At 29.3% G+C, this 26,310-nt stretch carries 22 protein-coding genes; 3 read left to right on the forward strand and 19 right to left on the reverse strand.

All coding sequences use genetic code 11. From position 1 onward, the window contains the following. Positions 1-30: 30 nt before the first annotated feature. From T483_RS0106495 to T483_RS0106510, 4 genes are all read right to left on the reverse strand, one after another. Entirely contained in the window at positions 31-801 is a 771-nt protein-coding gene (locus T483_RS0106495) for a hypothetical protein (RefSeq protein ID WP_026886122.1), read from the reverse strand. A 361-nt stretch (positions 802-1,162) separates the two neighbouring features. Then, positions 1,163-2,230, reverse strand: a complete 1,068-nt coding sequence (locus T483_RS0106500; RefSeq protein WP_026886123.1) for a hypothetical protein — start codon at positions 2,228-2,230, stop codon at positions 1,163-1,165. A 93-nt stretch (positions 2,231-2,323) separates the two neighbouring features. After that, complete coding sequence (locus T483_RS0106505; protein WP_026886124.1) at positions 2,324-3,364, reverse strand: phosphodiester glycosidase family protein; 1,041 nt, start codon at positions 3,362-3,364, stop codon at positions 2,324-2,326. Positions 3,365-3,591: 227 nt separating this feature from the next. Then, on the reverse strand, positions 3,592-7,905 hold the full coding sequence (locus T483_RS0106510; RefSeq protein WP_026886125.1) for a 2-hydroxyacyl-CoA dehydratase: 4,314 nt from the start codon (positions 7,903-7,905) through the stop codon (positions 3,592-3,594). 154 nt (positions 7,906-8,059) lie between these two features. Here T483_RS0106510 and T483_RS0106515 point away from each other — a divergent pair, with 154 nt between their 5' ends. After that, positions 8,060-8,416 carry a tetratricopeptide repeat protein gene (locus T483_RS0106515; protein ID WP_026886126.1) on the forward strand — a complete coding sequence of 119 codons (357 nt, stop codon included), beginning with the start codon at positions 8,060-8,062 and terminating at the stop codon, positions 8,414-8,416. Position 8,417: 1 nt separating this feature from the next. Here T483_RS0106515 and T483_RS0106520 read toward each other — a convergent pair whose 3' ends face one another. From T483_RS0106520 to T483_RS0106530, 3 genes are all read right to left on the reverse strand, one after another. Beyond that, a complete protein-coding gene (locus T483_RS0106520) occupies positions 8,418-9,137 on the reverse strand; it encodes a transglutaminase-like domain-containing protein (protein ID WP_026886127.1) in 720 nt (239 codons plus the stop codon). A gap of 138 nt (positions 9,138-9,275) precedes the next feature. Beyond that, positions 9,276-9,917: a recombination regulator RecX gene (recX, locus tag T483_RS0106525; protein ID WP_026886128.1), complete on the reverse strand. Its 642-nt coding sequence runs from the start codon at positions 9,915-9,917 to the stop codon at positions 9,276-9,278. A gap of 36 nt (positions 9,918-9,953) precedes the next feature. After that, positions 9,954-11,195: a M16 family metallopeptidase gene (locus tag T483_RS0106530; RefSeq protein ID WP_026886129.1), complete on the reverse strand. Its 1,242-nt coding sequence runs from the start codon at positions 11,193-11,195 to the stop codon at positions 9,954-9,956. A 635-nt stretch (positions 11,196-11,830) separates the two neighbouring features. Here T483_RS0106530 and T483_RS0106535 point away from each other — a divergent pair. Both T483_RS0106535 and T483_RS0106540 read left to right on the forward strand, forming a co-directional pair. Then, a complete protein-coding gene (locus T483_RS0106535; protein ID WP_026886130.1) occupies positions 11,831-12,502 on the forward strand; it encodes a response regulator transcription factor in 672 nt (223 codons plus the stop codon). Next, positions 12,503-14,023 (forward strand): sensor histidine kinase, encoded by a 1,521-nt coding sequence (locus T483_RS0106540; RefSeq protein WP_026886131.1) that lies wholly within the window; start codon positions 12,503-12,505, stop codon positions 14,021-14,023. A gap of 11 nt (positions 14,024-14,034) precedes the next feature. Here T483_RS0106540 and ymfI read toward each other — a convergent pair whose 3' ends face one another. From ymfI to T483_RS0106600, 12 genes are all read right to left on the reverse strand, one after another. After that, positions 14,035-14,778 (reverse strand): elongation factor P 5-aminopentanone reductase, encoded by a 744-nt coding sequence (ymfI, locus tag T483_RS0106545; protein WP_026886132.1) that lies wholly within the window; start codon positions 14,776-14,778, stop codon positions 14,035-14,037. Positions 14,779-14,969: 191 nt separating this feature from the next. Next, entirely contained in the window at positions 14,970-15,905 is a 936-nt protein-coding gene (locus T483_RS0106550) for a dipeptidase (RefSeq protein WP_026886133.1), read from the reverse strand. 30 nt (positions 15,906-15,935) lie between these two features. Next, positions 15,936-16,868, reverse strand: coding sequence for a metallophosphoesterase (locus tag T483_RS0106555; RefSeq protein WP_026886134.1), 933 nt, complete (start codon positions 16,866-16,868; stop codon positions 15,936-15,938). A gap of 209 nt (positions 16,869-17,077) precedes the next feature. Then, the gene (locus tag T483_RS0106560) at positions 17,078-18,088 is read right to left on the reverse strand and encodes an asparaginase (protein WP_026886135.1); all 1,011 of its coding nucleotides are present in this window, start codon (positions 18,086-18,088) and stop codon (positions 17,078-17,080) included. Between the two features lie 256 nt (positions 18,089-18,344). Continuing rightward, positions 18,345-19,073: an amino acid ABC transporter ATP-binding protein gene (locus T483_RS0106565; protein ID WP_026886136.1), complete on the reverse strand. Its 729-nt coding sequence runs from the start codon at positions 19,071-19,073 to the stop codon at positions 18,345-18,347. Continuing rightward, positions 19,057-19,719: an amino acid ABC transporter permease gene (locus T483_RS32065; RefSeq protein ID WP_026886137.1), complete on the reverse strand. Its 663-nt coding sequence runs from the start codon at positions 19,717-19,719 to the stop codon at positions 19,057-19,059. Before T483_RS32065 ends, T483_RS0106565 begins: the two co-directional genes overlap by 17 nt. Positions 19,720-19,734: 15 nt before the next feature. Then, positions 19,735-20,517, reverse strand: a complete 783-nt coding sequence (locus T483_RS32070) for a transporter substrate-binding domain-containing protein (RefSeq protein WP_026886138.1) — start codon at positions 20,515-20,517, stop codon at positions 19,735-19,737. A gap of 480 nt (positions 20,518-20,997) precedes the next feature. Continuing rightward, entirely contained in the window at positions 20,998-21,783 is a 786-nt protein-coding gene (locus T483_RS0106580) for a transporter substrate-binding domain-containing protein (RefSeq protein ID WP_026886139.1), read from the reverse strand. Positions 21,784-21,951: 168 nt separating this feature from the next. Beyond that, complete coding sequence (locus T483_RS0106585) at positions 21,952-22,620, reverse strand: GntR family transcriptional regulator (RefSeq protein ID WP_026886140.1); 669 nt, start codon at positions 22,618-22,620, stop codon at positions 21,952-21,954. Positions 22,621-23,181: 561 nt separating this feature from the next. After that, entirely contained in the window at positions 23,182-24,654 is a 1,473-nt protein-coding gene (locus T483_RS0106590; protein ID WP_026886141.1) for an L-fucose/L-arabinose isomerase family protein, read from the reverse strand. 284 nt (positions 24,655-24,938) lie between these two features. After that, positions 24,939-25,562: a DUF4867 family protein gene (locus tag T483_RS0106595; protein ID WP_026886142.1), complete on the reverse strand. Its 624-nt coding sequence runs from the start codon at positions 25,560-25,562 to the stop codon at positions 24,939-24,941. Positions 25,563-25,889: 327 nt separating this feature from the next. Beyond that, on the reverse strand, positions 25,890-26,310 hold a 421-nt coding region (locus T483_RS0106600; protein ID WP_026886143.1), incomplete at its 5' end, for a transketolase-like TK C-terminal-containing protein.

Raw genomic sequence — 26,310 nt, forward strand, 5'->3', positions numbered from 1 at the left:
ACTATAAATAAGTGCTCATACGCTTATATTTTATTCAATCAATTCTAAAACCGGCCTATATCCTACAGTGTCATATTTTAAATCCTTAACTGACTGCTTAGAATATGTTGTTGAATAGTATCCTCTTATTATACAGAACTTTTCGCTTCTTGAGCCTTCACTTTGAGTGAATGATGAAAAGTTATACCAATGCCATAAAACATTATTATTTCCATTAAGCTTCTCATCATCAAATTTCTTTATATTATTATCTATATCATAATCTGCACTTAATGGAAGACCATCGATTTTATTAGAATTTACTATATATCTATCCCATTCATTATTCTTATAATTCTTCTTTTCACTATACCCAGTTAAAAGCCTTAAAATATACTTTTCTCCTTCTATTATTACTACTTTACCGAAAACTAAATTTTGATCATTTAATTCATTCCATGAAATATTTTTTAAAATATTTCTATCACAAATTAAGAGTTTCTTTCCAGCATCGTTTATCTCTATCCAAGATAATCTATAATCATCATCTTTATCAGTATCCTTAATTTCTATTTTTTGACCTGCAAATGAATTAATGTCTTTGAACTGTAAAAAATCACCTGGTACTTTTTGTTTTTCATCATTTAGATATAAAGTACCAAAACTTCTAATTATACCTGTAGAATATGTCTTAATATCGATAATTTTCTTTATTTTTTTATTTCTAAATCTCTTACCCATTGCTATAACACCACTTAATGCTGCCATGGATCCAACAATGACTCCTGTTCCAATTAACTTATTTTTTTTACTTTTATCCATAAATTCCACCCCTTTTACCATTGTATTTTATATATATTTCAATTAGCTTTATACAATTAATATATAATCATTCACTTAAGATTTATAGGCTTCTTAAATGTAATTTTATTATTGCAACATATATATTTACATAAATTTAATTATATGACTTTTTTTATATTTTATTCTTTATAAAATCCAAATACTTTTATCTATAAATATCTTATTTAAATATTATAGTTTCCTAAGCTATGAATTTTATTGATTAAAACTTATATCACCTATTATATCTTATTATGATAAATGATTAAATACAAAATTTCTTATATTTTTGTATTATCAAAATCATAATTATTTAGCAAAGTAATTTTTATTAAGCATGTTATTGCTTAATTGAAATTCTATTTTCTCCAATCTCATACTTTGTTAACTTATTTCCATTTATAGAAATAACACCTTTAGAATAAGATTGCAAAAGATCGCCTTCATACTTAATTGTCTTCTTGGTCATGAGCTCTAAAACACTTCCTGCAGATTTATCATTAATATAAACCTTTCCTGAATAATCCACAATTATATCTTCTTTAGTTACTGGCTTCGGTAAAATCAACGTATTCCATTTTATTTTTCCTTCGTTTAATACTGAATAATATATTTTAGTAATATTACCGCTAACCTCTTCACCAAAATATACATTATCATTAATATCATTACCTAGTATTTTTATAACTTTTGCATTTGGTATTTCTATGTTATTTGGACTATTTAATATGGTTGCGCCATTCCCCATTTCCATCACCGCATTTGTACTTGTAGTCGGAACTACTATATTTCCAATTTCTTTATTTGATCTGACTTTCTCTAATTGATTCATTACATTAGCATAATATAGATCATTTTTTCCATTCGCTTTATTAATTTTTATGTAAAGACTATGCGTTGCAGTAGAAAATACTACATTGTCTACTTTATCATTTGCATTCCTTGTATCTATTTTCAACTCATTTAAATTAAAATCTGCAAGTTGTCGCGTTTCTCCTTTCTTTGCATCAAAAGATACTGGCTCAAAATAAGCTCCTCCTCTTTTTTGCACTTTTTGTATAACAATTATATTATTTTCATTAGTCAACCATTTATAGAATACTACATCTCCGCCATCTTCACATTGAAATTCTTTTTCACTATTATCATTGCTATCTAATACTTTAAGTTTACTATTTTCTATATACGCAACAAATCTACCATCCGAGGATACTGACGCTTTAGAAACCCCATCTTTAATGTTAATTTCATTCTGCTTATTATCTTTTGGAGTTTCCTTTTCTTCAACTTTTTCAGCTTGTATTTTTACATCTGAAGCTAAATATATATTTTCTACGTATAAAAATATACTTTGTTGAATTACTATTGCTACAAGTGTCCACACTACTATTCTTATAAGGTTTTTCATTAACTACCCTCTCCTACAAAGATACTTCAAAATTACTTCTACTTTTGTATTATATGTAATATGTTATTATAATAATTTTTCATAAAATTTATTTTATTCAACATAAAAAGCTGTTGCAACAGATCTTTCACCATCCCAAGCATTTGGAGAATTTATTACCTCTCCTTTATAGTACATTGTAGAAGAATAACCGCCGTCAAGAGCACCCGCGTTAATAGCACCTCTATCTAACATTATTTCTTGAACATCATACAAACTTGCTCCAGGCGCTGTAATTTTCCGCCCATCAATAACTAAAAATATAACTGTACCATCTTCCTTCTGGCCGACTGCAGTTCTAGGATTAAGCCCATCAGATGTTTTATCTTTAACTTGAGGTTTACCATTTATAATAATATTAGGTCTTCGAAAACACATTGCTTCTTGTACTCCTAATTTTTGAAGCTCATCAAGAGTATGATCTCCCACAATAAGCTGACCACCTTTAGTAAATGCTATGACATTTTCAACGTTGTTCCTACTTATGTTGGTCTTGGGATATACAACTTTTCCGCCTGATATAACAAATCCACCAGGTTCTGCACCAGTTCCAGCATAAAGTGTTCCATCAGAAGATTTATCTACAAAGGACCCACCATTAATAGCTGCAACAGCATTATTCTCTTCTGCCATTTCGCTGGTTTTCTGTCCCATTTTTCCCAAATACTTTGTCATTGCAACTTTAACTCCTAAAGGATTTTTTATTTCAAGTATATACCCATTATATCTATCTGTATGTATATCATATCTAGTTATTTCATTTCCACTAGTATATTTAACCTTTACTTTATTTAAATCTGTTTCTGTGTTTTGAGTATCATCCTCTTTCGTTTCTTGTGTACTTTTATTAATTCCTAAAATTTCATTTATTTTTTCTTGGGACATAAAATCGGTTAGAATATATGCATGTCTTGTTCCAAGTAATGTCGAAACAAATACTTTTCTTGTATTTTCATATGGTCCAAAAAATAATACTAATGGCGTACTTATGCATAGAAAAATAATTATGTATATTATTCCCATAAAAAATACTAATGGCCTAAATTTTTTATTTTTAATCTCTTCTTTTTCCTGATGATTACTTTGCGTATCCATCGATTACCTCCTAATAAACTGTACATTACCTTAATATTGTATAAAATTGTACAACAACCATTGTATAAAATAAAACTCATACAAAACAATATTTGTAATTAAAACAATTACATGTAATTTGCGTCAAAAACTTTAATGCACAATGTACGTTAATTATAAATTATGTACATTATGCATTATAAATACATGATTATGATAACTAAAATATTAATTTTAACACAATTTAATTAAATATTGTCTTCAAGCGTTAAACCTGCCTCATTATGAAATTGTTGCTCTGCAATGCTCTCATTTTGTTTTTTATGATATTTAACTTCATCCCCTAAATTTTTAAAGGCAACTGATAACATTAGCTTAATTCTGTTCAACTGGTTTACATTTGAGGCACCCGGATCATAATCTATAGCCACTATATTTGATTTTGGGTATCTTTCCTTTAGTGCTTTTATCATACCTTTTCCAGTAACATGATTAGGTAAACATGCAAAAGGTTGAAGACAAACTATATTGCTTGTACCAGATTCAATAAGTTCTATCATTTCCGCTGTCAAAAACCATCCTTCTCCTGTTTGATTTCCAAGAGAAAGTATAGGTGATGCCATACCAGCTAATTCTTTTATATGCTTGGGCTTAGAAAATCTAGTACTTTTTTCTAGTTGCTTTTTCATAGTTTTTCTATATGTTTCAATATAAGAAATCGCCATATTACATAAATTTTTAGAAAGTTTACTTCCCGCCAAGTATTTCGCTTTAAAATCCGCATCAAATGCTGAGTAGAAAAAGAAATCTAAAAGATCTGGCACTACTGCTTCTGCCCCTTCATTTTCTAAAATCCCTACGATATCATTGTTAGCTGTTGGGTGAAATTTCACTAGTATTTCTCCAACAACACCAACCTTTGGTTTTTTTACACTTAGTAATGGTAAAGTATCAAAATCTTGAATAATCTCTTTTATATTTTTGTTAAATTCTCTTTTGCTTCCATTAATTAAATTTGATTTTACTCTTTCACTCCAGCTCTTATAAAGATCATTTGCAGATCCTTTAACTTTTTCATAAGGTCTTGTTTTATATAATATCCTCATAAATAAGTCTCCATATACTAATGCCATAATTGCTTTATGAAGCAGCTTTGGAGTAATCTTAAAACCTGGTTGTTTTTCAAGTCCTACTGCATTTAATGATATAACTGGTACTTGATCAAAGCCAGCATGTTTTAAAGCCATCTTTAAAAATCCAATATAATTTGTTGCTCTGCAACCACCACCAGTTTGAGATATTATAACTGAAGTATTATTTAAATCATATTTTCCCGATTTTAGTGCTTCAATTATTTGTCCAATTACTATAATTGATGGATAGCAAGCATCATTGTTAACATATTTTAATCCTTCGTCAACAGCTTTCATATCCATCGATGGTAAAACCTCCAAATTATATCCCGATGCATTTACTGCTGTCTCTATCAAATCAAAATGAATAGGAGACATTTGAGGGCATAAAATTGTATGTTTTTTTCTCATTTCAGGTGTAAATACTGGGTTTTTGTATACAATTTGTTCTTCAACTGGTTTATAATTTTTTCGTTCTCTTTCACCCATGGCAGCTTTTAATGATCTAATTCTAATCTTAGCAGCTCCTAAATTATTTCCTTCATCTATTTTTAAAACTGTATATATTTTTCCTTTTGAAGATATAATTTCAGAAACTTGATCTGTAGTAACTGCATCTAGTCCACAGCCGAAAGAATTTAGCTGAATCATATCTATACAAGGCTCATCAGCAACAAAAGCAGCAGCTCTGTATAGCCTTGAGTGGTACATCCACTGATCTACAACTCTAAGTTTATCTTTTAATACACCTAAATGTGATACACTATCTTCTGTTAATACTGCCATATCGAAAGAATTTATTATATCAGGAATCCCATGATTTATTTCTGGATCTATATGATAAGGTCTTCCACCTAATACTATTCCTTTTTTATTATTCTGCCTTAAATATGAAATAACTTCCTCACCTTTTCTTTGAATGTCCTTTTTAAAACTCTCCCTCTCTTTACTTGCTTCTTCTACTGCTACTTTAGCTTCTTGCATACTTACGTTAAATACCTGGAATTCATCCACTATTCTCTTTGCAAGTTCCTTTTCATTATCCAAAGATAAAAATGGTTCCATAAAATTAATATCATTTTCCTTTAATTCATCCATATTGTTTTTAATAGCTTCTGGATAAGAAGTTACCATAGGACAATTATAATGATTTTGAGCATCCATGAACTCTTTTTTCTCATAAGATATACAAGGATAAAATATATTTTTAATTCCTCTATTTATTAAATTCATTATATGACCATGAGCCAATTTTGCTGGATAACAAGCTGACTCTGATGGAATTGTTTCAATTCCAAGTTCATATATCTTCTTACTTGAAGGTGCTGATAATTTAACACTAAAGCCCAAGTTAGTTAAAAGTGTAAACCAAAATGGATAATTTTCATACATATTAAGAACTCTTGGAATTCCGATAACCCCACGTTTAGCTTCTTCTTCTTTTAAAGGCTTATACCCAAAGGTTCTCTTATATTTATAATCGAATAAATTTGGTAGTTTGTTTTCTTTAGATTTTTCTATTCCAAGCCCTCTTTCGCACCTATTTCCAGAAATAAACTCCTCATCTGTAGAGAATTTATTTACAGTAAGTAAACAATTATTTCCGCACTTTCCACATCGTCTAAATGATGATGTCATTTCAAATTCATCTATTCTGTCTCTAGGCAATAAAGTTGACTTTTCCCCTTCAATATATCTTTCCTTTGCAATAAGAGCGCAACCAAATGCCCCCATTAGTCCCGAAATGTCTGGTCTTACCGCTTCTCTTCCTGATATAAGTTCAAAACTCCTAAGTACAGCTTCATTGTAAAATGTTCCGCCTTGTACTATAACTTTTTCACCTATATCTTTTTCATCTCTTAACTTTATTACTTTAAACAAAGCATTCTTTATAACCGAATATGAAAGGCCAGCCGATATATCTGAAATCTCAGCCCCTTCTTTTTGGGACTGTTTAACTCTTGAATTCATAAATACTGTGCACCTAGAACCTAAATCCACTGGAGCTTTAGATTTTAAAGCTTCTTTTGCGAAATCCTCTACCTTCATATCAAGAGACTTAGCAAAGCTCTCAATAAAAGATCCGCATCCTGATGAACAAGCTTCATTTAAAAGTATTCCATCAATTGCATCATTTTTTATCTTTATGCACTTCATATCTTGTCCGCCTATATCCAAAATAAAATCTACACCCGGCAAGAAATGATCTGCAGCCTTATAATGCGCAATTGTTTCGATTTCTCCAATATCTATATGAAGAGCTGCCTTAATAAGAGCTTCTCCATATCCTGTAACAGAAGAGTTAACAATTTCTATTGTTTCTGGGAGTTTTTCATACAGATCTTTCATGATTTCTACAACTTTGTTTAGCGGATTTCCTTCATTACTTCCATAGTATGAATATAAAAGCTCAGAATTTTTACCTATGAGTGCTGCTTTAGTAGTAGTCGAGCCAGCATCTATTCCCAAAAACGCCTGTCCTTTATATTCTCCTAACTCTCCTTTTTTTACAACACTTTTATCATGTCTCTCTTTAAACTTATTATAATCTTCATTATCTTTAAATAATGGATCAAGTCTTGGTTCTGTGTCATCCTTTATATTAGAAATATCAGAAATTTTATCTACTATGTTTTTTAAAGATGTTGATTTTTCCTTTACTGACAGTAGAGCTGCTCCCATTGCAACAAAAAGTTGCGAGTTTTCTGGGGCAATCACCTCTTCATCCTTTAAATTCAATGTTTCAATAAATCTGTTTCTTAATTCTGAAAGGAAAAATAAAGGACCTCCTAAAAATGCCACATTTCCTCTTATAGGCTTACCACATGCAAGCCCCCCTATAGTCTGGTTAACTACGGCTTGAAATATTGATGCGGCTATATCGCTTTTTTTAGCACCTTCATTTATCAATGGCTGCACATCTGTTTTCGCAAAAACTCCACATCTTGATGCTATAGGATATATTACTTTATATTCTTTAGCATATTCGTTTAATCCCATTGCATCAGTATTCAATAATATAGCCATTTGGTCAATGAAAGCTCCAGTACCTCCTGCACAACTTCCATTCATTCGTTGCTCTATTCCACCTCTAAAATATGTAATTTTGGCATCTTCTCCGCCTAATTCTATTACAACATCAGTCTCAGGAATAATCGTTTCAACGGTTTTTGAACATGCGATTACTTCCTGTACAAAACCAAGATTAAGCCATTTCGATACTGACAATCCTCCTGACCCTGTTATATTAATTTTACAGTTAATATTCCCTAATTCCTCATAACATTCCTTTATTAAGTCAATTATTGTACTTCTTATATCTGAAAAGTGTCTTTTATATTTACTATATATTAAAATGTTCTCATTATTAAGAACCACTAATTTTACTGTTGTTGATCCTATATCTAAACCAATTTTATAATTTATCATATTTATTTCACCTACTCTGTTTTTTCAATGTACATATGTGGTTATATAATTTTAAAACTTAATAAATAATTCCATATGTATACTAATATAAAGTATTGTCTATAATTATAAAGAATTTAAGGTAATATTTACAATTTTCTATTGGAGGTCACAAATGAATTATTTTACTGAAGGAAACAAATTTTATAATATGAAGGATTACGAAAAAGCCATGGATTATTATAAAAAGTCTGCATCAGAAAATTTAAACACGGCTTGTTCATACTATAATTGTGGAGTTTGTTTAATTAAACTCAAAAAATTTGATGATGCAATAATTATGCTTAACAAAGCAATTTCTATTAAACATGAAAGTAAATACTATTTTAACCTTGGATATTGCTATGTCATGAAAGAAAATTTTAATACGGCTTTACGTCTCTTTAATTTAGCATGGTCAATAGATCCTAATGACAAAGATTGTGAAAAAGCCATAGATCTTATTATTTCAAAATTAAAAAAGGCAAACTAAGTTACCATTCACCAGCAATTTCTTCTACATTATGCTTATTAAATAAATTGGAATCAAAATAATTTCCTCCATCATAGAAGGTTGTATCCACATTGATCCATTTATTTTCATCTTCTAAATAAACTTGATTCCATGCATGGCCAACATATTGTTCCCCATCATAAGCTTGGCCTCCTAAAAGTCTTACTTTAAGATTAACAGCTCTCGACATTGCTACATAAAGGCATGCCTTATCAAAGCAAATACCTGTTTTACTACCGAAAGCTGGTATTGCACCGCTTTCCGGCATCTTTTGAGCGTCCCCACCGCTTAAAACTTCCTGCGCTTTTTCATTATCATATTTTATATTGCTTCCAATCCAACTATATAATATTTTTGCCTTTTCCCTATCACTTTTAGCACCCTGAGTTAATTTTGTTGCTTTATTATCAATTTCTTCATTTGATTTTATTCCTTCTTCTATAGTAACTCCATTATAAATAATAATTTCTTTTGACGATGTATTTTTAATTGACTGTATCTTCTTAAATAATCCACTGTTAACAATTTTGCTATTTTCACTTGGTGAATATTCTTGCTTAAGAATATTTTCTGTAAATGAATGAATGGACGTGGAATTAAATATTATACTAGGAAAGACTAATAGTGCAATTATGATACTTACTTGAATACATCCAGAGATGATTCCATTAACTACCAACATAGCTTTGTTTTCATTCATAAATTTTCCTCCACCAATGATATTTTCATCTTATTATAATGTATATTCTAATTATATCAAAAATGAGAACATAAGGATATTAAAAATACATCTAAAATATATACTTTGAATTTCTACAAGCGGAATATAACTACTCTGCTAAAAATCCTCCACGTCCACAGCCATAACTTTTTTAATTACTTCACTAGTAACATCTGTATTATATCCCTTTGACATTAGATGCCTATATAATTTTCCTGAAATCTTATAAGTATCTGTTTCTTTCTTCTTTATTAGATTATATTTTTTTTGTGCTATATCAAATGCAATATTTTTTTCATTGTCTGTATCTAGACTTAATAATTCCTCATTAATAATTTCTTTGCAAACCCCTTTACGAAGTAATGTGTATTTTATTTTCTGACTTCCCATTGTGCGTAATTTGTCTCTTATAAAAATCTTTGCATAATTACTGTCATTTATAAAATTATATTCTTCAAGAAATTCAATAGCTTTATTAATAGATATTTCATCATATTCTTTAAGCCTTAACTTATCTCTAACCTCTTTTTCAGTTTTATATGTCCTTTCTATTATTCTCAAGGCAGATTCCTTACACCTCATAAAGTTTTCACTTTCTGCTAGTATTTTTAATTTCTCAGAATCTATTTCACTATTTACTTTAAGACTTTCTTTATAAACTAATTCTGCTGAAATAGAAAAAGCATATTCACCGTCTAAAAATAAGTTAACTCTTTCTTTGTTTCTCTTTTGAAGTTCTATTTTCGTTATTTTTGCCATAGTTAAAACTTTCACCTTTTTTTATTATTTAATTTACTAGTTAGACTTTAATATGTGGATTGTTGGATTTTTTAAAACTTTTTTTCCTACTTCATTGATCTTTAGTATATCTAACATATTTAGTTTATCCATATCTTTGACAAATTCAAATATATCCTCATCCTCCAACGCTTGATGAAGCATATAATTGCATAGTTCAGATGAATCTTCTAAAGTTGATATTACGGCTGTCTTATGGACCTTCTTCATTATATTTAAATCTCTATCACCTATTTGAACTTTTCCATTAACTACGCTTTTTATTGTTTCATCAATGGCATCTTTAGCTTCATCAATATTTTCCTCACTGACTGCTGTATATATATATAAGGTTTTTATATTATTAGTTATTTCTAAATGAGTATAAATATCATAAGCCAATCCCCTATTCTCTCTAACTTCTCTAAAAAGAAGCGAATTGGAACTTTCTCCAAGCCTATGATTTAAAATTCTTAGCGGAAGTTCATTGGATTTTTCTAAATCATTGAAAGTATATAAGTAAACTATAGTGCTTTGCTCTATGTCTTTTTTATAGCTTACTCCTGTTATTTCTTTATTCTTTTCTATTATAATATTTATAGGTTCAGGCTTTTGTCCATCCCATTGACTGAAATAGTTTTTTACTAAATTTATCGCTTCGTCATGTTCTAAAGGCGATACCATAGTTATAATAGCATTTTTCGGTGTATAATACTTTTTATAAAAAGAAAGTAGTTTCTTTCTTGTAAATCCAGAAACATTCTCTTCAAGGCCAGTAACTTCATATTTTAGAGGACTTTTATTGAACGCAAGTTTATTTACATTTTTAAAACTCAAATCCTCTATATCATCTTTGCTCATCTTTATTTCCGATAAAATTACACCTCGTTCTTTTTCTATTTCCTTCGTATCAAATGTTGGATTTACAATCATATCAGCTAAAAGTCCTGTTGCATTTTTAAATTCTTCCATTAAACAACTAATCGTATAAACAGTAACATCATAATCTGTATACGCATTATATTCTCCACCTAAAGATTCTAATTCATCATTTAGTTGTTCACCAGTTCTATTAATGGTTCCTTTAAACAAAGTATGTTCAATAAAATGACTTATACCTTTTTCTTTCATATTCTCATATAGAGCACCGACCTTAACCCCTATATTAATAGATGCAATTTGAGTATCCTTCTTAATAGTTATTACTTCCAAGCCATTTTCAAGTGTATGTCTCTTCACATCAAAATTTAATTTTATCATTCACTATTCTCCTAATTTACATATCAAATCTCTTGATACTTTGCGATCTTTTCATTTTAAATAACACTATTAGTGCTAATAACGCGTTAAAGTATAAATATGCCATTCATAATCATATCACAAAACAAAAGTAAATTTCTATAATCAAAAATAATCTATACATTTATATAATAACACAAATACATACTCTAATTCAAAACTAGCAATATTATCCACATAAAATAAATAGCTAAAATCCTCCTAAAATATTTTTTTCCTCTTAAATTTTAAAGAATTAGTATAAATTAATTATCTATAAATAATTATTATCAAAAATAATATATGAGAATATTTATGTTATTATACTATAATGAATTTAATATCTAACTTGTAATTGAGTTTGTACATTTTAGTTTTATTTAAACATCTGGTTTACTAGAATTCCAAATGCAAGTTTACTATTGAGAGATACATATTAATTTTTTCAAGCTTATATGACTTATATATGTTTCAAAAAATTTTTATATTGCACTTAGAATACAAAAAATTGTACAATGTGATATATAATTGTAATAGAATTGCCTTATTTGTAAGGTATTATGTTATTATAAGCATTGTATGAATTCACAAGTTCACATATAAGGAGATGAAAAGTTATGAGAAAGTCTATTTTAATTGTTGAGGATGAACTAAGAATTAGATTTTTACTGAGAGATTATTTAATAAAAGAAGATTTTAATGTTTTTGAAGCCTCAAATGGCGAAGAAGGATTATTTGTATTTAGTACGCAAAAAATTGATTTGGTACTTTTAGATATTATGATGCCTGTTATGGATGGATTAACTATGCTGGAAAAATTAAGAGAAGTCTCCACCGTTCCTGTAGTTTTACTCACCGCAAAAGGTGAAGAAGAGGATAAACTTCAAGGTTATGATTATGGCGCTGATGATTATATAACAAAACCCTTTAGCCCTAAAGTTTTAATTGCTAAAGTTAAGGCACTTCTAAAAAGAACTAGAGAAGACTTAGATTCGAGCTTTCAAGATTTTAACGGTTTAACTATAAATAAACTTTCACATGAAGTAAAAATTAATGGCAAAGAAATAATATTGTCACCAAAAGAGTACGAACTTTTAATGTACTTAGTTACTAATGAAGGAATTGCTTTAAGCCGAGATAATATATTGGATAATGTTTGGGGTATCGACTACTATGGAGATATACGTACAGTTGACACTAACGTCAAAAGACTTCGTGAAAAACTACTAGATAAATCTAGTTATATAATCACAGTTCGTGGCAGCGGCTATAAATTTGAGGTTAAATAAATGAGGCGTAGTTTATCTAAAAGATTATTTAGTATAACGTTAGGCCTTGTTCTTGCATTAATGTTCATAACTTACTTTGCACAAGCTTTTTTCTTTGAAAGTTTTTATTCTTACAAAAAAACAATCTCATTAGTTAAAGAAGTTAATAAATTTCATGATTTATATTCACTTCATATTGACAATGATGCTGACTTGTATAAAGCGTTGCAAAAATTTGAGAATGATAATAATGCTAAAATTATCATTACATCAGTAAATGGAGATATAAAATATTTTTCTAACAATATCTATAGTGATAAGGAGAGTTTTGATACATTAACTTCTTTTGGTAAAGAATTAATAAATGATAGCGATCTGATTAACGATGTTATTACTCATTCTCAAACTAAATATAGAACTTTTAATAATGAGAGCAGCGGCTTAAATAAAATTGGTGTAATTAGTCCTATGTCTATAACAACAAAAAATGATAGTCTCATTTTTTGTGTTGCTTCTATTCAGCCAATAAAGGAAGCCTCTGAAGTTATGAGTGAATTTTTTGTATATTTGTTTTTTGGATTGATTATTATATCAATAATACTTTCTTCAATTTACTCTAACCTTATATCTAAGCCTCTTGTAAACTTAACTAATACAGCAAATAAAATATCTCATATGGATTTCTCTGCAAGAGTTTATGAAACTGATAGAGATGATGAAATAGGAAGCCTTGCCAAGTCGCTAAATTTTTTATCTAAAAATCTTCAAGCTGCTCTAGTAGATTTACAGGAAAAAAACAAAAAATTAAAAGACGATATTGAAAAAGAAAGACAATTAGAAGATATGAGAAAAGATTTCATATCAAACGTTAGTCATGAACTTAAAACTCCAATAGGAATTATAGAGGGATATGCAGAAGGAATTAAAGATGGCATTGTATCTGGTGAAGATGCCAATTTATATTTGGAAACTATAATTGATGAGTCAAAAAAGATGACTGTATTAGTCACTAACATGCTAGAACTTTCAAAACTTGAATCCGGGATTATAAAACCAAATTTTGAATCTTTTAATATTAATAGATTGATTACTAAAATATTAAAGAAACATAAGCTAGACTTTGAAGAAAATAAGTTTAATGTAAATTTTAATTCGTCAATACCTTATAGCTATGTTTATGCAGATCCATTTCAAATGGAGCAGGTATTAACTAACCTTATAACAAATGCAATTAAGTATACTCCTCCTAGCAATGACATAAACATAAATATCAAAGAAGGTTTAGACAAATTTAAAATATCTGTTCAAAATATGGGAGTAATCATTCCTGAAGCTGAAATAAGTAAACTTTTTGATAAATTCTATAGAATAGATAAATCTAGAGAGCGGACTCAAAAGAACAGTACTGGCATTGGGTTATCAATAGTTAAAAATATACTACACCTTCATAACAGTGAGTTTAATTTGCAAAACATTAATAATGGTGTAGAATTTTATTTTTACTTAGAGAAAATAGTATCACCTGAAGGTGAAGACGAGTAAGTGGATATACATTAGATATATCCACCATCTGCTCTTATTATTTGTCCTGTTATATATGATGAATCTTCACTAGATAAAAATACAGCAATTTTACCAATCTCGCTTGGTAGCCCAAATCTTCCTAGAGGAATTTCTTCTTCTAGGGATTTTTTTTCATCTCCTTCCAAAAATGAGTTCATTTTTGTATCTATTACTCCTGGAGCTATACAATTTACTCTTACATTAGAAGGCGCTACTTCTTTCGCAAGTGCTTTTGTAAATGAATTTAATCCACCTTTGGTAGCTGAATACAACACTTCACAAGAGGCTCCAACTTCTCCCCACATAGAAGAAATATTTATGACAGCTCCACTTTTTCTAGAAATCATGCTATTTAGGACATGCTTTGTTAAATAAATTGCTCCTAAAAGATTTGTATTCAATATCCTGCTTATTTCTTCTTCTGTTGAATCCATAAATAATCCTATATGACTTATACCTGCATTGTTTACGAGAATATCAATCTTTCCCATCACTTTTAATACTTCTTCAACTATCATTTGGCATTTATCAAAAGTTGATATATCTCCTTGTACTATAACTCCATACCCGTTTATACTCTTTATCTCTTCCAAAGTTTCCTTTGCACCTTCGTCATCAGTAGAGTAATTTATTATAACGCTTGCCCCTTCCTTTGCAAGCTCTACTGCTATAGCTCTTCCTATGCCTCTTGATGCACCTGTAATTAATGCAACTTTACCCATTAATTTATTCATACCAAACTTTAGTCAGATATTATGTTATTAAATATCTGCTAAATTCACCACCTTTTAAACTTTTATTGTATTCTACTATATAAGTTCTAAATAATATATGTGTTCTTTATAAAATTATTTGTTTAGCCTTTCCCGATAGCTTAGAACAAACTTTGATGAATTAAACTTTTTAGAATATATATAAATTTTTATTATCTAAAATTTTCTTCAAAAACTCTTAGTACATTTCTATAAAATATTTTCTCTATCTCTGATTCTTTAAAATGATTTTGTTTAAGTGCTAAATATAATTTATTAAACTCTGAAGCGTTTTCTATTTCCACCTCATTGTGTATTCCATCAAAATCACTTCCAAGGGCAATAACATCAATTCCTCCAATGTTCCTAATATGCTTTATATGAGAAATCATTTCTTCTATTGAAGATACACTTTCATTTCCTAAAAAATCAGAGCAAAAGTTTATTCCCATTACTCCACCTTTTTCAGCTAATAATTTTATCATATTATCGTCTAAATTTCTAGGATGCTCTGTGATTGCTCGTGCATTAGAATGTGAAGCTATAAAAGGTTTTTTGCATATTCTAATCAAATCATAGAACCCAGCATCTGATAAATGAGATGCATCTGGAATTATACCTAAGGTTTCACATTCTTCAATCACTTCTATTCCTTTTCTAGTTAGTCCTTTATCTCTATAAGTATAGCCTGCATTAGGATATCCTAATGAATTGTTATAATTCCAAGTAATTGTTATGATTCTGATTCCCATATCATACACAGTTCTTAGTTTTTCTATATCGCCTTTAATAACTTCTCCCTCTTCTATGGACAAAAAAGCTCCAATCTTACCTGATTTTTCAGCATTTTTTAGTTCAACTGTATTTCTTACAATTTCTATCTCTCTTGTGTTTCTACTTATTTCTTGAATAAAGCTATTATATAATTTTATAAATTCATCATATGGATCTTCAATTGATTCTTTCTCTATAAAAAATGCAAAAACTTGCCCTAAATTTTCGCCTCTTTTTAAGTTTTCGATATTAACTTTACACTTCTTATTATTAAGATCTAACTTTTCATAAAAAATTCTACTTGCCGTATCACAATGTAAATCAATAAACTTCATACATAATCTCCTTCTAAACGGTCTTCTATTTTAAAACTGTTTTGCATAATAAAAATATTTTTCTAACTTTTCAGGGCCTCCGATTGTAGTTTTATTAATATATAAAACATCTTTACTGTCAACTTCTATAGCCCACTTAATTAATGATATATTACCACCTGTCAATTCAATACAAGTTACTGCTGATGGAAATACACAACAGCCATCATTGAAATAAATTCCCTCATCTGCCTCAGGGAATATATCATTATGAGTATGTCCGCAAATTATAACTTTTTTTTCCTTACGAGCTAAATGTCCAAGTATATGATCTATTTTGGTTCCTTTATCATAGTTACTTGCTGGACTAGTTGGGGGTTTAAAACCCGCAACGCCCTCCATAAATCTCCATACATGCCTTACTAGAAACCTGCTAGTTTTCCACATCTCACAATTTACAAAATCTACTTGATGCCCATGAAATGCAATTATATCTTCTTTTAATGGCATATATCTAAGTATAACTCCTTCATAAAATGTTATATTAGAATATAAGTTTATCAACTCACGCCCAAACCCATTCCCGGCATTTGCAAAAAGTCTTTCCTGCCTTTTTATAAATTCTGGATTAGCTTTTACTATATCATGATTTCCATATACCAAACACAACCTATTATCATCATAAAAGCCATTAAGCATTGAAAAAACATCTTTATAATTATAGGCAATATCTAAACAATCTTTATTTTTCCATAATTCGTCACCATCACCTAATTCTATTAAAGTATATCCATTTTCATAATAAAATCCAAGAGCAGCTTTATAAATGTTTCTGTTTTGTCTTAAAGAATCAGCATATCCGCCGTCACCTCTATGAACATCACTTATAAACACTATTTTAGAGTTTTCATCAAATTCAATTAATTTGCCAGTTTTATATATTCTTTTAAAAAAATCAGTACTTTCTGTGCATTGTTCTTTCATATAAAAAACCCTATAACATTATATTGATTTCATTTATTATATGAATATGCGCTTTTAGTTGATGACTAAAATATTTCTTAACATCAAAATTAAATATCTAAATCAAAATCTTATTGTATAAGAAAAAGGTAAAGATAATATTTTTATAAATTATCTTTACCTTAAATGTAAACTTTTTAATTAGCATAAAATTTTATGCAATGTTTATATTAATACTCTGCAAATATTCTCTTTATTTCAGAATAGTCTTTAGTCTTAGTAAGTGCTAGTGTAAGTAATATCCTAGATTTTGGAGGTGATAATGTATAACTTGGAATGCAATTTGAGTATTTATCTATAGTTGAATCTGTTAATATTATACCGTTTCCTATTCTTGAAGATCTCACAACTGGAATCCCCTTTGTTTCAAGATTCCTGATTTCTTCCAACCAATTAGAACTGAAAGTACCACTTCCTGCACCCGCTATTACAAGTCCCTCTGAGCTTTGAGCAAAGTAGTCAATAATCGAAGGATCAGCATCAATATGGAAATATGCGATAGAAACCTTAGGCAGCTCAGTTAATCCTGTAACATCGAATTGTGAATAAATTGTATGTGGTTTTATTGACTTATTAAAAAAGAATGGTATATTATCCCTCATGTAACCAAGACATCCAAATTCAATTGAGTTAAAGGCATTTGTTTTAAAGGTGTTAATTTTTTGGACATTTCTTCCACTATAAATTCCATCTGAAAAAACAACCATTGCTCCATGCCCTCTTGATAAATCGCTAGCAGCTAATGCTACTGACTGATATAAATTTAAAGGTCCATCTGCACTTGTTGCAGTTGAAGGTCTCATTGCTCCTGTTAATACGACTGGTTTATCTGTTTTAACTGTTAAATCTAGAAAGTATGCTGTCTCTTCTAATGTATCAGTACCATGGGTTATTACAAAGCCATCGACATCGTCTTGCTTTGAAAGTTCATTTATTCTATTAGCAAGAATTAACCAATGATTCATAGTTATATCATTACTATCAACATTAGCAATCTGCTCACCATATATATTAGCTATTTTATCAAGGTTTCTGACACTACTAACTAATACTTCTATATCTATGTTACCCGCCGTATAATTAGTAGTCTTCCCCTCTTCTCCTGTACCTGCTATAGTACCCCCAGTAGCTAAAATTATTATATTTTTTAATTCAGAATTTTTCGGATTAATTTGTATCATTTTTATCCTCCCCAATTTCTATGTGCCATATTTTCTAAAACAATAAATCAAAAATATATGTATTTCTTTATATATTTTAACGAGTTAGTGTATAGATTTATCATTCTACTTATAATACCTAATAAATATAAATTATAGCATATTAATAAATAAATCAAGTAAAAAACCATGAAAAATATATAAAAAGAACATTGTTTCTCAATATCATTAAATATTGAAATTGAAACAATGCTCTTTATTTCTCATGTAATAATTTTTAATTGTTAATTACTTTATCTAAGAACTCTTTACATCTATCGCTAGTAGGTGCAGTGAATATTTCTTCTGGAGGACCTTCTTCAACTATATATCCTTGATCCATAAATATAACTCTATCAGATACATCTCTAGCAAAATTCATTTCGTGAGTTACTACAACCATTGTCATTCCTTCTTGAGCTAGATCTTTCATAACCTTAAGCACTTCACCAACCATTTCAGGATCTAGTGCAGAAGTTGGTTCATCAAATAACATTATCTTAGGATTCATTTCAAGTGCTCTGGCGATTGCAACCCTTTGTTTTTGTCCACCAGATAAGGTATCTGGATAGACATCCTTTTTATCTTTTAATCCAACCTTATCCAATAATGAAAGAGCTTTTTCAGTAGCTTCCTGCTTACTCATCTTCTTCAATTCTAAAGGTGCTAATAACATATTTTGAAGAACTGTTAGATGCGGAAATAAATTAAAAGATTGGAATACCATTCCTATTTCTTCTCTTAACTTATTTATATTCTTATTATTTACAAGCTCCTGACCTAGTATTGTAATACTTCCTGCTTGAATTTCTTCTAAACCATTAAGACATCTTAATAAAGTACTCTTTCCTGATCCTGAAGGTCCTATAATACAAAGAACTTCACCTTCTGTGACATCTACTGATATATCTTTAAGAACTTCTAATTGTCCATAACGTTTTTTAAGATTCTTAGCGCTTATTACCATAGCTGATTTTCCTTTCTATATAACTTGATATTAAAGTCAATACTGTTATTACTATAAAATACATACAAGCTACAATTGCATACATCTGAAGTGCCTTAAAGTTTCTCGCAATAATAATTTGTCCTGACGATGTAAGTTCTCTTATACTAATAACCGTCAATATTGATGTATCCTTCAATGTAACGATAAATTGATTTAATATAGATGGAATCATAATCTTAACAGCCTGAGGTAAAATAACCTTTCTCATAGCCTTTGAGTAATTAAGTCCCAAACTTCTTGCAGCTTCCATTTGACCATTATCTACAGCCTGTATTCCGCCTCTAAATATTTCAGCCATATAAGCTGATGCATTTACAGTAAGAGTTATTACACCTGCAACTATAGGGTCAAATCTTATACCAAATGCTTGTCCTACACCAAAATATAAAAATAAAGCTTGAACCATAAGTGGTGTTCCACGAACAATATAGATATATATTGTGGATATACCTTTTAAAATTTTAGAAGTACTTATACTAAATATTCCTAAAATTATCCCGAATATAACTGCTAATATTAATGATATTACTGCAACTTCTATTGTTACCGAAAGCCCGCTTAATAAACTAGGTAGGCTATCTTTTAGTAATTGAAAAATCTCCATTTCTAATTCTCCTTACTATTTTCCTATATATTGACCAACAATTTGGTCATACTTTCCATTATCCTTTAATTTCTTTAATCCTTCATTAAATTTCTTTAATATCTCTTGATTTTCACCTTTTTTAACTGCAAATCCATAATTTACAGCATCTAATTTATCTCCAACAATCTTTAATTTTGCTCCATTATCTACTTTAATCTTGTATGCAATAACTGGGTAATCTTCCATAAGGAAATCAGTATTTCCATTCTCAACAGCTTGGAACATTGATGGAGAATCTTCAAAATAGCTTAAATTTAATCCATATTTAGCTTCATTATCCTCAGCAAATTTTGCTCCTGCTGTTCCTTTTTTTATCGAAACACTTTTTCCATTTAGATCATTAACTCCATTAATTGAAGTGTTATCTTTATTTGTAACTATTGATAACCCTGACACAAAGTACCCATCAGAAAAGTCCAATGTTTGTTTTCTTTCATCAGTTATAGTAATAGCTGCTATAGCTCCATCCAATTGATTAGCTGTAAGCCCTGGAATTATTCCATTAAAATCCATTGGTTTTAATTCATATTCAAAATTTTCTTCTTTTGAGATTGCATCTAAAAGTTCTACATCTATTCCTTTATATTTCCCATTATCTTCGAAAGAGAATGGCGCAAATTTTGCATCGCATGCAATCGCATACTTTTTATTTCCTTCACCTGATCCTGTATCATTCTTTGATGCACCACATCCAGTCATTAGCCCTATAGACATTACTGATGCTAATAAAATACTTAATAATGATCTTTTGTTCATTTTTCCTTGCCCCTTTGCAACATTTATTTAATTTTAATTAAAAAATCTGATTTATTGCACTCTGGAAAAACTATTCCACACAATAAATTCCCAATGATTTTTTACTTCATTATGAAACTTATTATATAGTTTAATTCAAAAACTGTCAATGCATTAAGTATATGTATAAATATAACAAGCTATATAATAAAAATGTTATTCCTAATATATATGCGTGTTCATAGGCATTATTTACTGTTTTTAAACAAAGATTTTATAAAAGCTATGTATTTGTAATTATGAATCAATCAATGCATTCTCCTTCATTTTCGATATCCAATACTTATGTTATGAATTTAGTTATTATTCTAGTTTCAAATTCGATTTTAATAGGAAAAAGCTATAAATTAGAAACATCGTTTCCTAAGTTCATAGCTTTTTATTTTAAAATAAAACTCATAGTTTATTTTAATCATTAGTAGTTCATATTTTACCTACTATTTATTTAGCAATATATTGATCAACAATCTTATCATATTGCCCATTTTCTTTTAACTTTTTCAAACCTTCATTGAATTTCTTTAATAAGTCTGCATTCTCACCTTTTTTAACTGCAAATCCATAATCAACATTTGTTAGTTTATCTCCTGCAATTTTTAACTTTGAATCAGGATCAACTTTAATTTTGTATGCAATAACAGGATAATCTTCTAATAAGAAATCGCAATTCTTATTTTCAACAGCTTGGAACATTGATGGAGAATCATCAAAATAGCTTAGATTTAATCCATATTTTTTTTCATTATCTTCAGCAAATTTTGCTCCTGCTGTACCTTTTTTAAGTGATGCATTTTTACCTTTTATATCATCTGCACCTTTAATATCAGTGTTATCTTTATTAACAACTAATGATAGCCCTGAAACAAAATATCCATCTGAGAAATCTAAAGATTGTTTTCTTTCGTCTGTAATACTCATTCCTGCGATAGCACCATCTAATTGATTAGATGTAAGTCCAGGAATAATTCCATTAAAGTCCATTGGCTTTAAATCATATTCAAATTTCTCCTCTTTTGCAATTGCATCTAAAAGCTCAACATCTATCCCTTTATATTTTCCATCTTCCTCAAATGAGAATGGTGCATATTTAGCATCACATGCAATTACATATTTCTTGTTTCCATCACCACTTTTTGCCGAATCATTTTTTGATGATCCACAACCTGCCATTATACCTACCGTCATAACTGATGCTAGTACAATTCCTACTAACGATTTTTTGTTCATTTTTTTTCCCCCTTAATTAATTTAAAAAGTATTTATTAATAATTCTTATTTTTATAATAAGTTAAAATTTTTAGGCATTCCTTTAACAATAATAGATTCTTATTATATGTTCATATTATAAAAACGAAACTGTTACTTTAAATAAAAATTCATCCTAAATTTTATCCCTTATACTATAAGGCTTTCATTAGCATTTACTCTTGATTCCAAATGTAGGATATGCTCTGTTATAAGTTTTTCCGCCTTTTTACCATCTCTCTGAATTAGCGCTCTTGCTATATTTATATGCTCTTCTTTTTCATTCACAAACTCTAAATGTTTGCTGTCCGCCATTAGAATTCGCGATAAGTTTTCCATAACTCCCTCACACATTTCAATTAGAAGAGAATTGTGAGTTGCCTTTATAATGGACATATGAAACATATCATTTAGCTCATTAAACTGTGTAATCTCATCTTCTTGCGAGACTTCTGGAAATTTCCCAGCTAATTGCATTATATTTTGCAATTCCGAGTCGCTAGCTAATTTAACCGCTAAGCTTACAGCTACTTTTTCAAAAATAAATCTCATTTGAAAAGATTCTCTTATATTTTTCTGCGTTATAGGTTTTACTAAATAGCCTTTCCTAGGCAAAGATTTAAGATATCCTTGAATTTCTAAGGCTCCTAACGCATCTCTTACAGGTGTTTTGCTCACATTGTACTTACCTGCCAGTTCCGCTAATGTAAGAAAATCGCCATCTTTTATCTTCTGGTTCAAAATATCTAACTTAATTTGCTTGTATATTTCTTTAGCATACGACTTTTCAGCTTGACACAGATTTATCTCTCCTTTCACTGAAATTCATTGAAATCCCACTGATATATCAGCAATAATAAATAAAAAAAAGCAATAAAACACCTATCTAAAATAAATGCTCCATTGCTTTATCTATATCTAATTATATTTTATAATGCTACATTTGTCAATATTTCATTGATATTTTTTTATATCTTGCATAAAACTTATTGATATATTAATAAGTTAACAATTAATAACAAACAAATCCAGAGCCCCCTTATTCACTTTCTAAAAAATACATAAAATAAAGGCTGAAAGCTATAAATATTATGCTTTCAGCCTTTATCTTTATATAAACAGAATTAATTATATAAGAATTTAATTTATATTTTGCAATAAACACCCTACTAGAAAGAAGAAACATTTTTATGTAGCAGGCATTGAAAATGAGCTGTTAAAAGTTCTTAATTGTAGGTTGTTCCATTAACGCTTGTCACAATCAAATTGGAGGCAAGCATTAGTGGTGCAGCCTGCAAGTTAGCACTTTCAGCAAAATTTTCATAGTCCTGTGAAATAACAATGTTTTTTCTTTCGGTGGATTATTGCATAAATTTTAAACTATGCAAATGGATTTTCAGTTTTGTAAAGCATACCTTTTGGTTGATTGAATCCAACTTCTTTAACACCTAAATATCTAAACAAGTTGTAAACTGCTTTTCCAAAGTGTCCAAATGCAACTGCTCCATGATGAGGATATCTGCCTTCTACTAATACGTGACGATAGAATCTTCCCATTTCAGGAATTGCGAATACTCCTATAGCTCCAAATGAACGTGTTGCAACTGGTAATACTTCACCTTCTGCTACATAAGCTGTTAATTCTGCATCTGCATTACTTTGTAATCTGAAGAATGTAATATCTCCTGGTACTATATCTCCTTCAAGTGTTCCTCTAGTTATATTTGGTTCTTGATTTGGTTCAAGAGCTCTTGCCATAATCATTTGGTTTTTCATTGTTCCACATGTTAATTTACAAGCTGCTGTATTACCACAGTGGAATGCCATAAATGTATCATTTAATGAATAGTTAAATTTCCCTTTAATTTCTGATTCGTACATATCAGCTGGAACTGTATTGTTTATATCAAGTAATGTTACAACATCTTGGCTTATGCAAGTTCCGATGTATTCACTTAATGCACCATAAATATCAACTTCACATGATACTGGAATTCCCATAGCTGTTAAACGGCTGTTTACATAACATGGTACAAATCCAAATTGTGTTTGGAATGAAGGCCAGCATTTATTTGCAAATACAATGTATTCTCTTGAACCCTTATGTTCTTCCATCCAGTCTAATAATGTAATTTCATATTGAGCAAGCTTTGGTAAGATACCAGGCATTTTATTTCCTTCACCTAATTCTTTTTCCATGCTAGCTATAACGTCTGGAATTCTTGGATCATCTTTATGCGCATTAAATGCAGCAAATAAATCTAGTTCTGAATTTTCTTCTATTTCAACACCTAAATTGTATAATTGTTTAATAGGTGCATTACAAGCTAAGAAATCTTGAGGTCTTGGACCAAAAGAAATTATCTTTAAGTTCTTTAATCCTAATAATGCAGTAGCAACTGGTACAAATTCAGAAATCATTCCTGCAACTTCTGGTGCTGTTCCTACTGGATATTCTGGAATGTATGCTTTAATGTTTCTTAGAGCTAAATTGTAGCTAGCATTTAACATTCCGCAATATGCATCTCCACGTCCTCCTATTAAATTATCTCCGCTTTCTTCTGAAGCAGCTGCAAACATAACTGGTCCATCAAATTCTTTAGCAAGTAAAGTTTCTGAAGTTTCAGGACCAAAGTTTCCTAAATATACAACTAATGCGTTTACTCCAGCTTCTTTAACTTCAGCTAAAGCTTTTCTCATATCTTTTTCATTTTCAACAGTTGTTTGACATTCAAAAATTTCTCCATTAAAAGCTTCTACTACTGCTTTTCTTCTATTTGCTGATAATTCCATTGGGAAACAATCTCTGCTTACTGCAACAATTCCTAATTTTACTTGTGGTATATTATTCATTGTCTAATTCCTCCATTTTACTCTGATCTTTTCATTTCATTTAATTTATAGTGTCTTTCTTATTTCTTATAGTTTATTCTTATAGCTTATTCTTATAGTTTATTTAATAATTTTTATGCTTATTAAGTCTTCTTATAGTTTATTTAAATTTATTATTATCAAGTAAATATCAGCTATATTTCTTTGCTGATTTATATATAATAAGCAAACATATTTAAATCATCAAGTCCATATGTCTGCTTAAATTCAAAACAAAATTATGGATTTTAATTTCTATTTATAATCTATTTTATTGAGATATTTTCTCCAACTAACCCTATAAATGCTCCTTGATCACCTAAATCTGTATCCTTGTGACCAATTAACCATTTATTTCTAGCAAATAATAACGCATCTTCTCCACTTTTTTCAACCTTATTTTCTAAAGGTGAATTTGTATCCCTTGGTAAAACTACAACGCATCTAAAACCTTCTTCATTTACATTGCAAGGTGCATAATGAAGAGTAGTTGCATATACTTCAATTGCAGTTCCAGCTGGAACTTTGAAAGCTTCAATTTTAGATGTATCATATGAGTAATCGTCTTCAATATCTTGTTGACTTCCTATAAGTAATATAAGATCAGTTGCCGCGATATTAATCTCAGATGAACGATGATATTCTACTGCATTTAACATATAATTGTTACCATTACAGTATCCTATTTGTATTGGTAATTCTCCATATTCTCTATCTTGTAACTCTTTAGCTATAGCTAATTCTTCAAGTTCCTTAATTGATGGTTCATATATTACATCTTCTGGTAGTGGTGTACTTTTCATCTTTTCAATTATTTCTGTGCAATCATAGTTTTTTAGTACTTGTCCATACTTTTTAAACTCTTTATCATTAACATTTCTAATAATCATATTAATCTCCCTTTCTTAAATATACATTTATTAAAAATCTATAAATATATTCCTAACCAATGATTTATTATTTTAATTACATAATTTCACACTAATCTTTTCACACATCTTTATACATATCTTTTAATAATTTTAACTTTTATAATAATGAATAAATTGGTTTTAATATATTTATAGATTAATTAATTTACACACTTTTAATCTAGATCTTTTTTATATCTGTTTCGCTATATTTATTAATAATTTAAGGTTGAATCTATTTTTCTAAAGTTTTACTATAATCACTAAATTTTCTCTAGTATATCGTAGATTTAATTATTGTAACATCTATTTCTTTGCTACATTAATAGCCTTTTCAACAACATTTTCTACAGTGAATCCAAATTTCTCAAATAGGATTTCTGCTTTACCTGATGCTCCAAAAGTATCTAATGAAATAACATCTCCATCAAGACCTACATATTTGTGCCATCCAAAGCTTGTTAATGCTTCTACTGCAACTCTTGCACGAACTTTATTTGGCATAACTGATTCTTTATAAGCTTCATCTTGAGCATCAAATAATTCAAATGATGGCATACTTATAACTCTTGCATCTATTCCTTTAGCTTCTAATTCAGCTGCTGCTTTGTAGATTAATTCTACTTCTGATCCTGATGCCATTAAAAGTACATCTGGAGTTTCTTTCTTAGAATCTTTTAAGATATATCCACCCTTTAATGCTCTCTTAGGACATCCATCATATAGT

The organism is Clostridium beijerinckii HUN142 (assembly GCF_000621745.1).
GTDB lineage: Bacteria > Bacillota > Clostridia > Clostridiales > Clostridiaceae > Clostridium > Clostridium beijerinckii_A.

Excerpts from the sequence above, each read along its gene's own strand:
- T483_RS0106495 (WP_026886122.1), bottom strand. The coding sequence starts at position 801 with ATGGATAAAAGTAAAAAAAATAAGTTAATTGGAACAGGAGTCATTGTT.
- T483_RS0106500 (WP_026886123.1), bottom strand. The coding sequence starts at position 2,230 with ATGAAAAACCTTATAAGAATAGTAGTGTGGACACTTGTAGCAATAGTA.
- T483_RS0106505 (WP_026886124.1), bottom strand. The coding sequence starts at position 3,364 with ATGGATACGCAAAGTAATCATCAGGAAAAAGAAGAGATTAAAAATAAA.
- T483_RS0106510 (WP_026886125.1), bottom strand. The coding sequence starts at position 7,905 with ATGATAAATTATAAAATTGGTTTAGATATAGGATCAACAACAGTAAAA.
- T483_RS0106515 (WP_026886126.1), top strand. The coding sequence starts at position 8,060 with ATGAATTATTTTACTGAAGGAAACAAATTTTATAATATGAAGGATTAC.
- T483_RS0106520 (WP_026886127.1), bottom strand. The coding sequence starts at position 9,137 with ATGAATGAAAACAAAGCTATGTTGGTAGTTAATGGAATCATCTCTGGA.
- recX (WP_026886128.1), bottom strand. The coding sequence starts at position 9,917 with ATGGCAAAAATAACGAAAATAGAACTTCAAAAGAGAAACAAAGAAAGA.
- T483_RS0106530 (WP_026886129.1), bottom strand. The coding sequence starts at position 11,195 with ATGATAAAATTAAATTTTGATGTGAAGAGACATACACTTGAAAATGGC.
- T483_RS0106535 (WP_026886130.1), top strand. The coding sequence starts at position 11,831 with ATGAGAAAGTCTATTTTAATTGTTGAGGATGAACTAAGAATTAGATTT.
- T483_RS0106540 (WP_026886131.1), top strand. The coding sequence starts at position 12,503 with ATGAGGCGTAGTTTATCTAAAAGATTATTTAGTATAACGTTAGGCCTT.
- ymfI (WP_026886132.1), bottom strand. The coding sequence starts at position 14,778 with ATGAATAAATTAATGGGTAAAGTTGCATTAATTACAGGTGCATCAAGA.
- T483_RS0106550 (WP_026886133.1), bottom strand. The coding sequence starts at position 15,905 with ATGAAGTTTATTGATTTACATTGTGATACGGCAAGTAGAATTTTTTAT.
- T483_RS0106555 (WP_026886134.1), bottom strand. The coding sequence starts at position 16,868 with ATGAAAGAACAATGCACAGAAAGTACTGATTTTTTTAAAAGAATATAT.
- T483_RS0106560 (WP_026886135.1), bottom strand. The coding sequence starts at position 18,088 with ATGATACAAATTAATCCGAAAAATTCTGAATTAAAAAATATAATAATT.
- T483_RS0106565 (WP_026886136.1), bottom strand. The coding sequence starts at position 19,073 with ATGGTAATAAGCGCTAAGAATCTTAAAAAACGTTATGGACAATTAGAA.
- T483_RS32065 (WP_026886137.1), bottom strand. The coding sequence starts at position 19,719 with ATGGAGATTTTTCAATTACTAAAAGATAGCCTACCTAGTTTATTAAGC.
- T483_RS32070 (WP_026886138.1), bottom strand. The coding sequence starts at position 20,517 with ATGAACAAAAGATCATTATTAAGTATTTTATTAGCATCAGTAATGTCT.
- T483_RS0106580 (WP_026886139.1), bottom strand. The coding sequence starts at position 21,783 with ATGAACAAAAAATCGTTAGTAGGAATTGTACTAGCATCAGTTATGACG.
- T483_RS0106590 (WP_026886141.1), bottom strand. The coding sequence starts at position 24,654 with ATGAATAATATACCACAAGTAAAATTAGGAATTGTTGCAGTAAGCAGA.
- T483_RS0106595 (WP_026886142.1), bottom strand. The coding sequence starts at position 25,562 with ATGATTATTAGAAATGTTAATGATAAAGAGTTTAAAAAGTATGGACAA.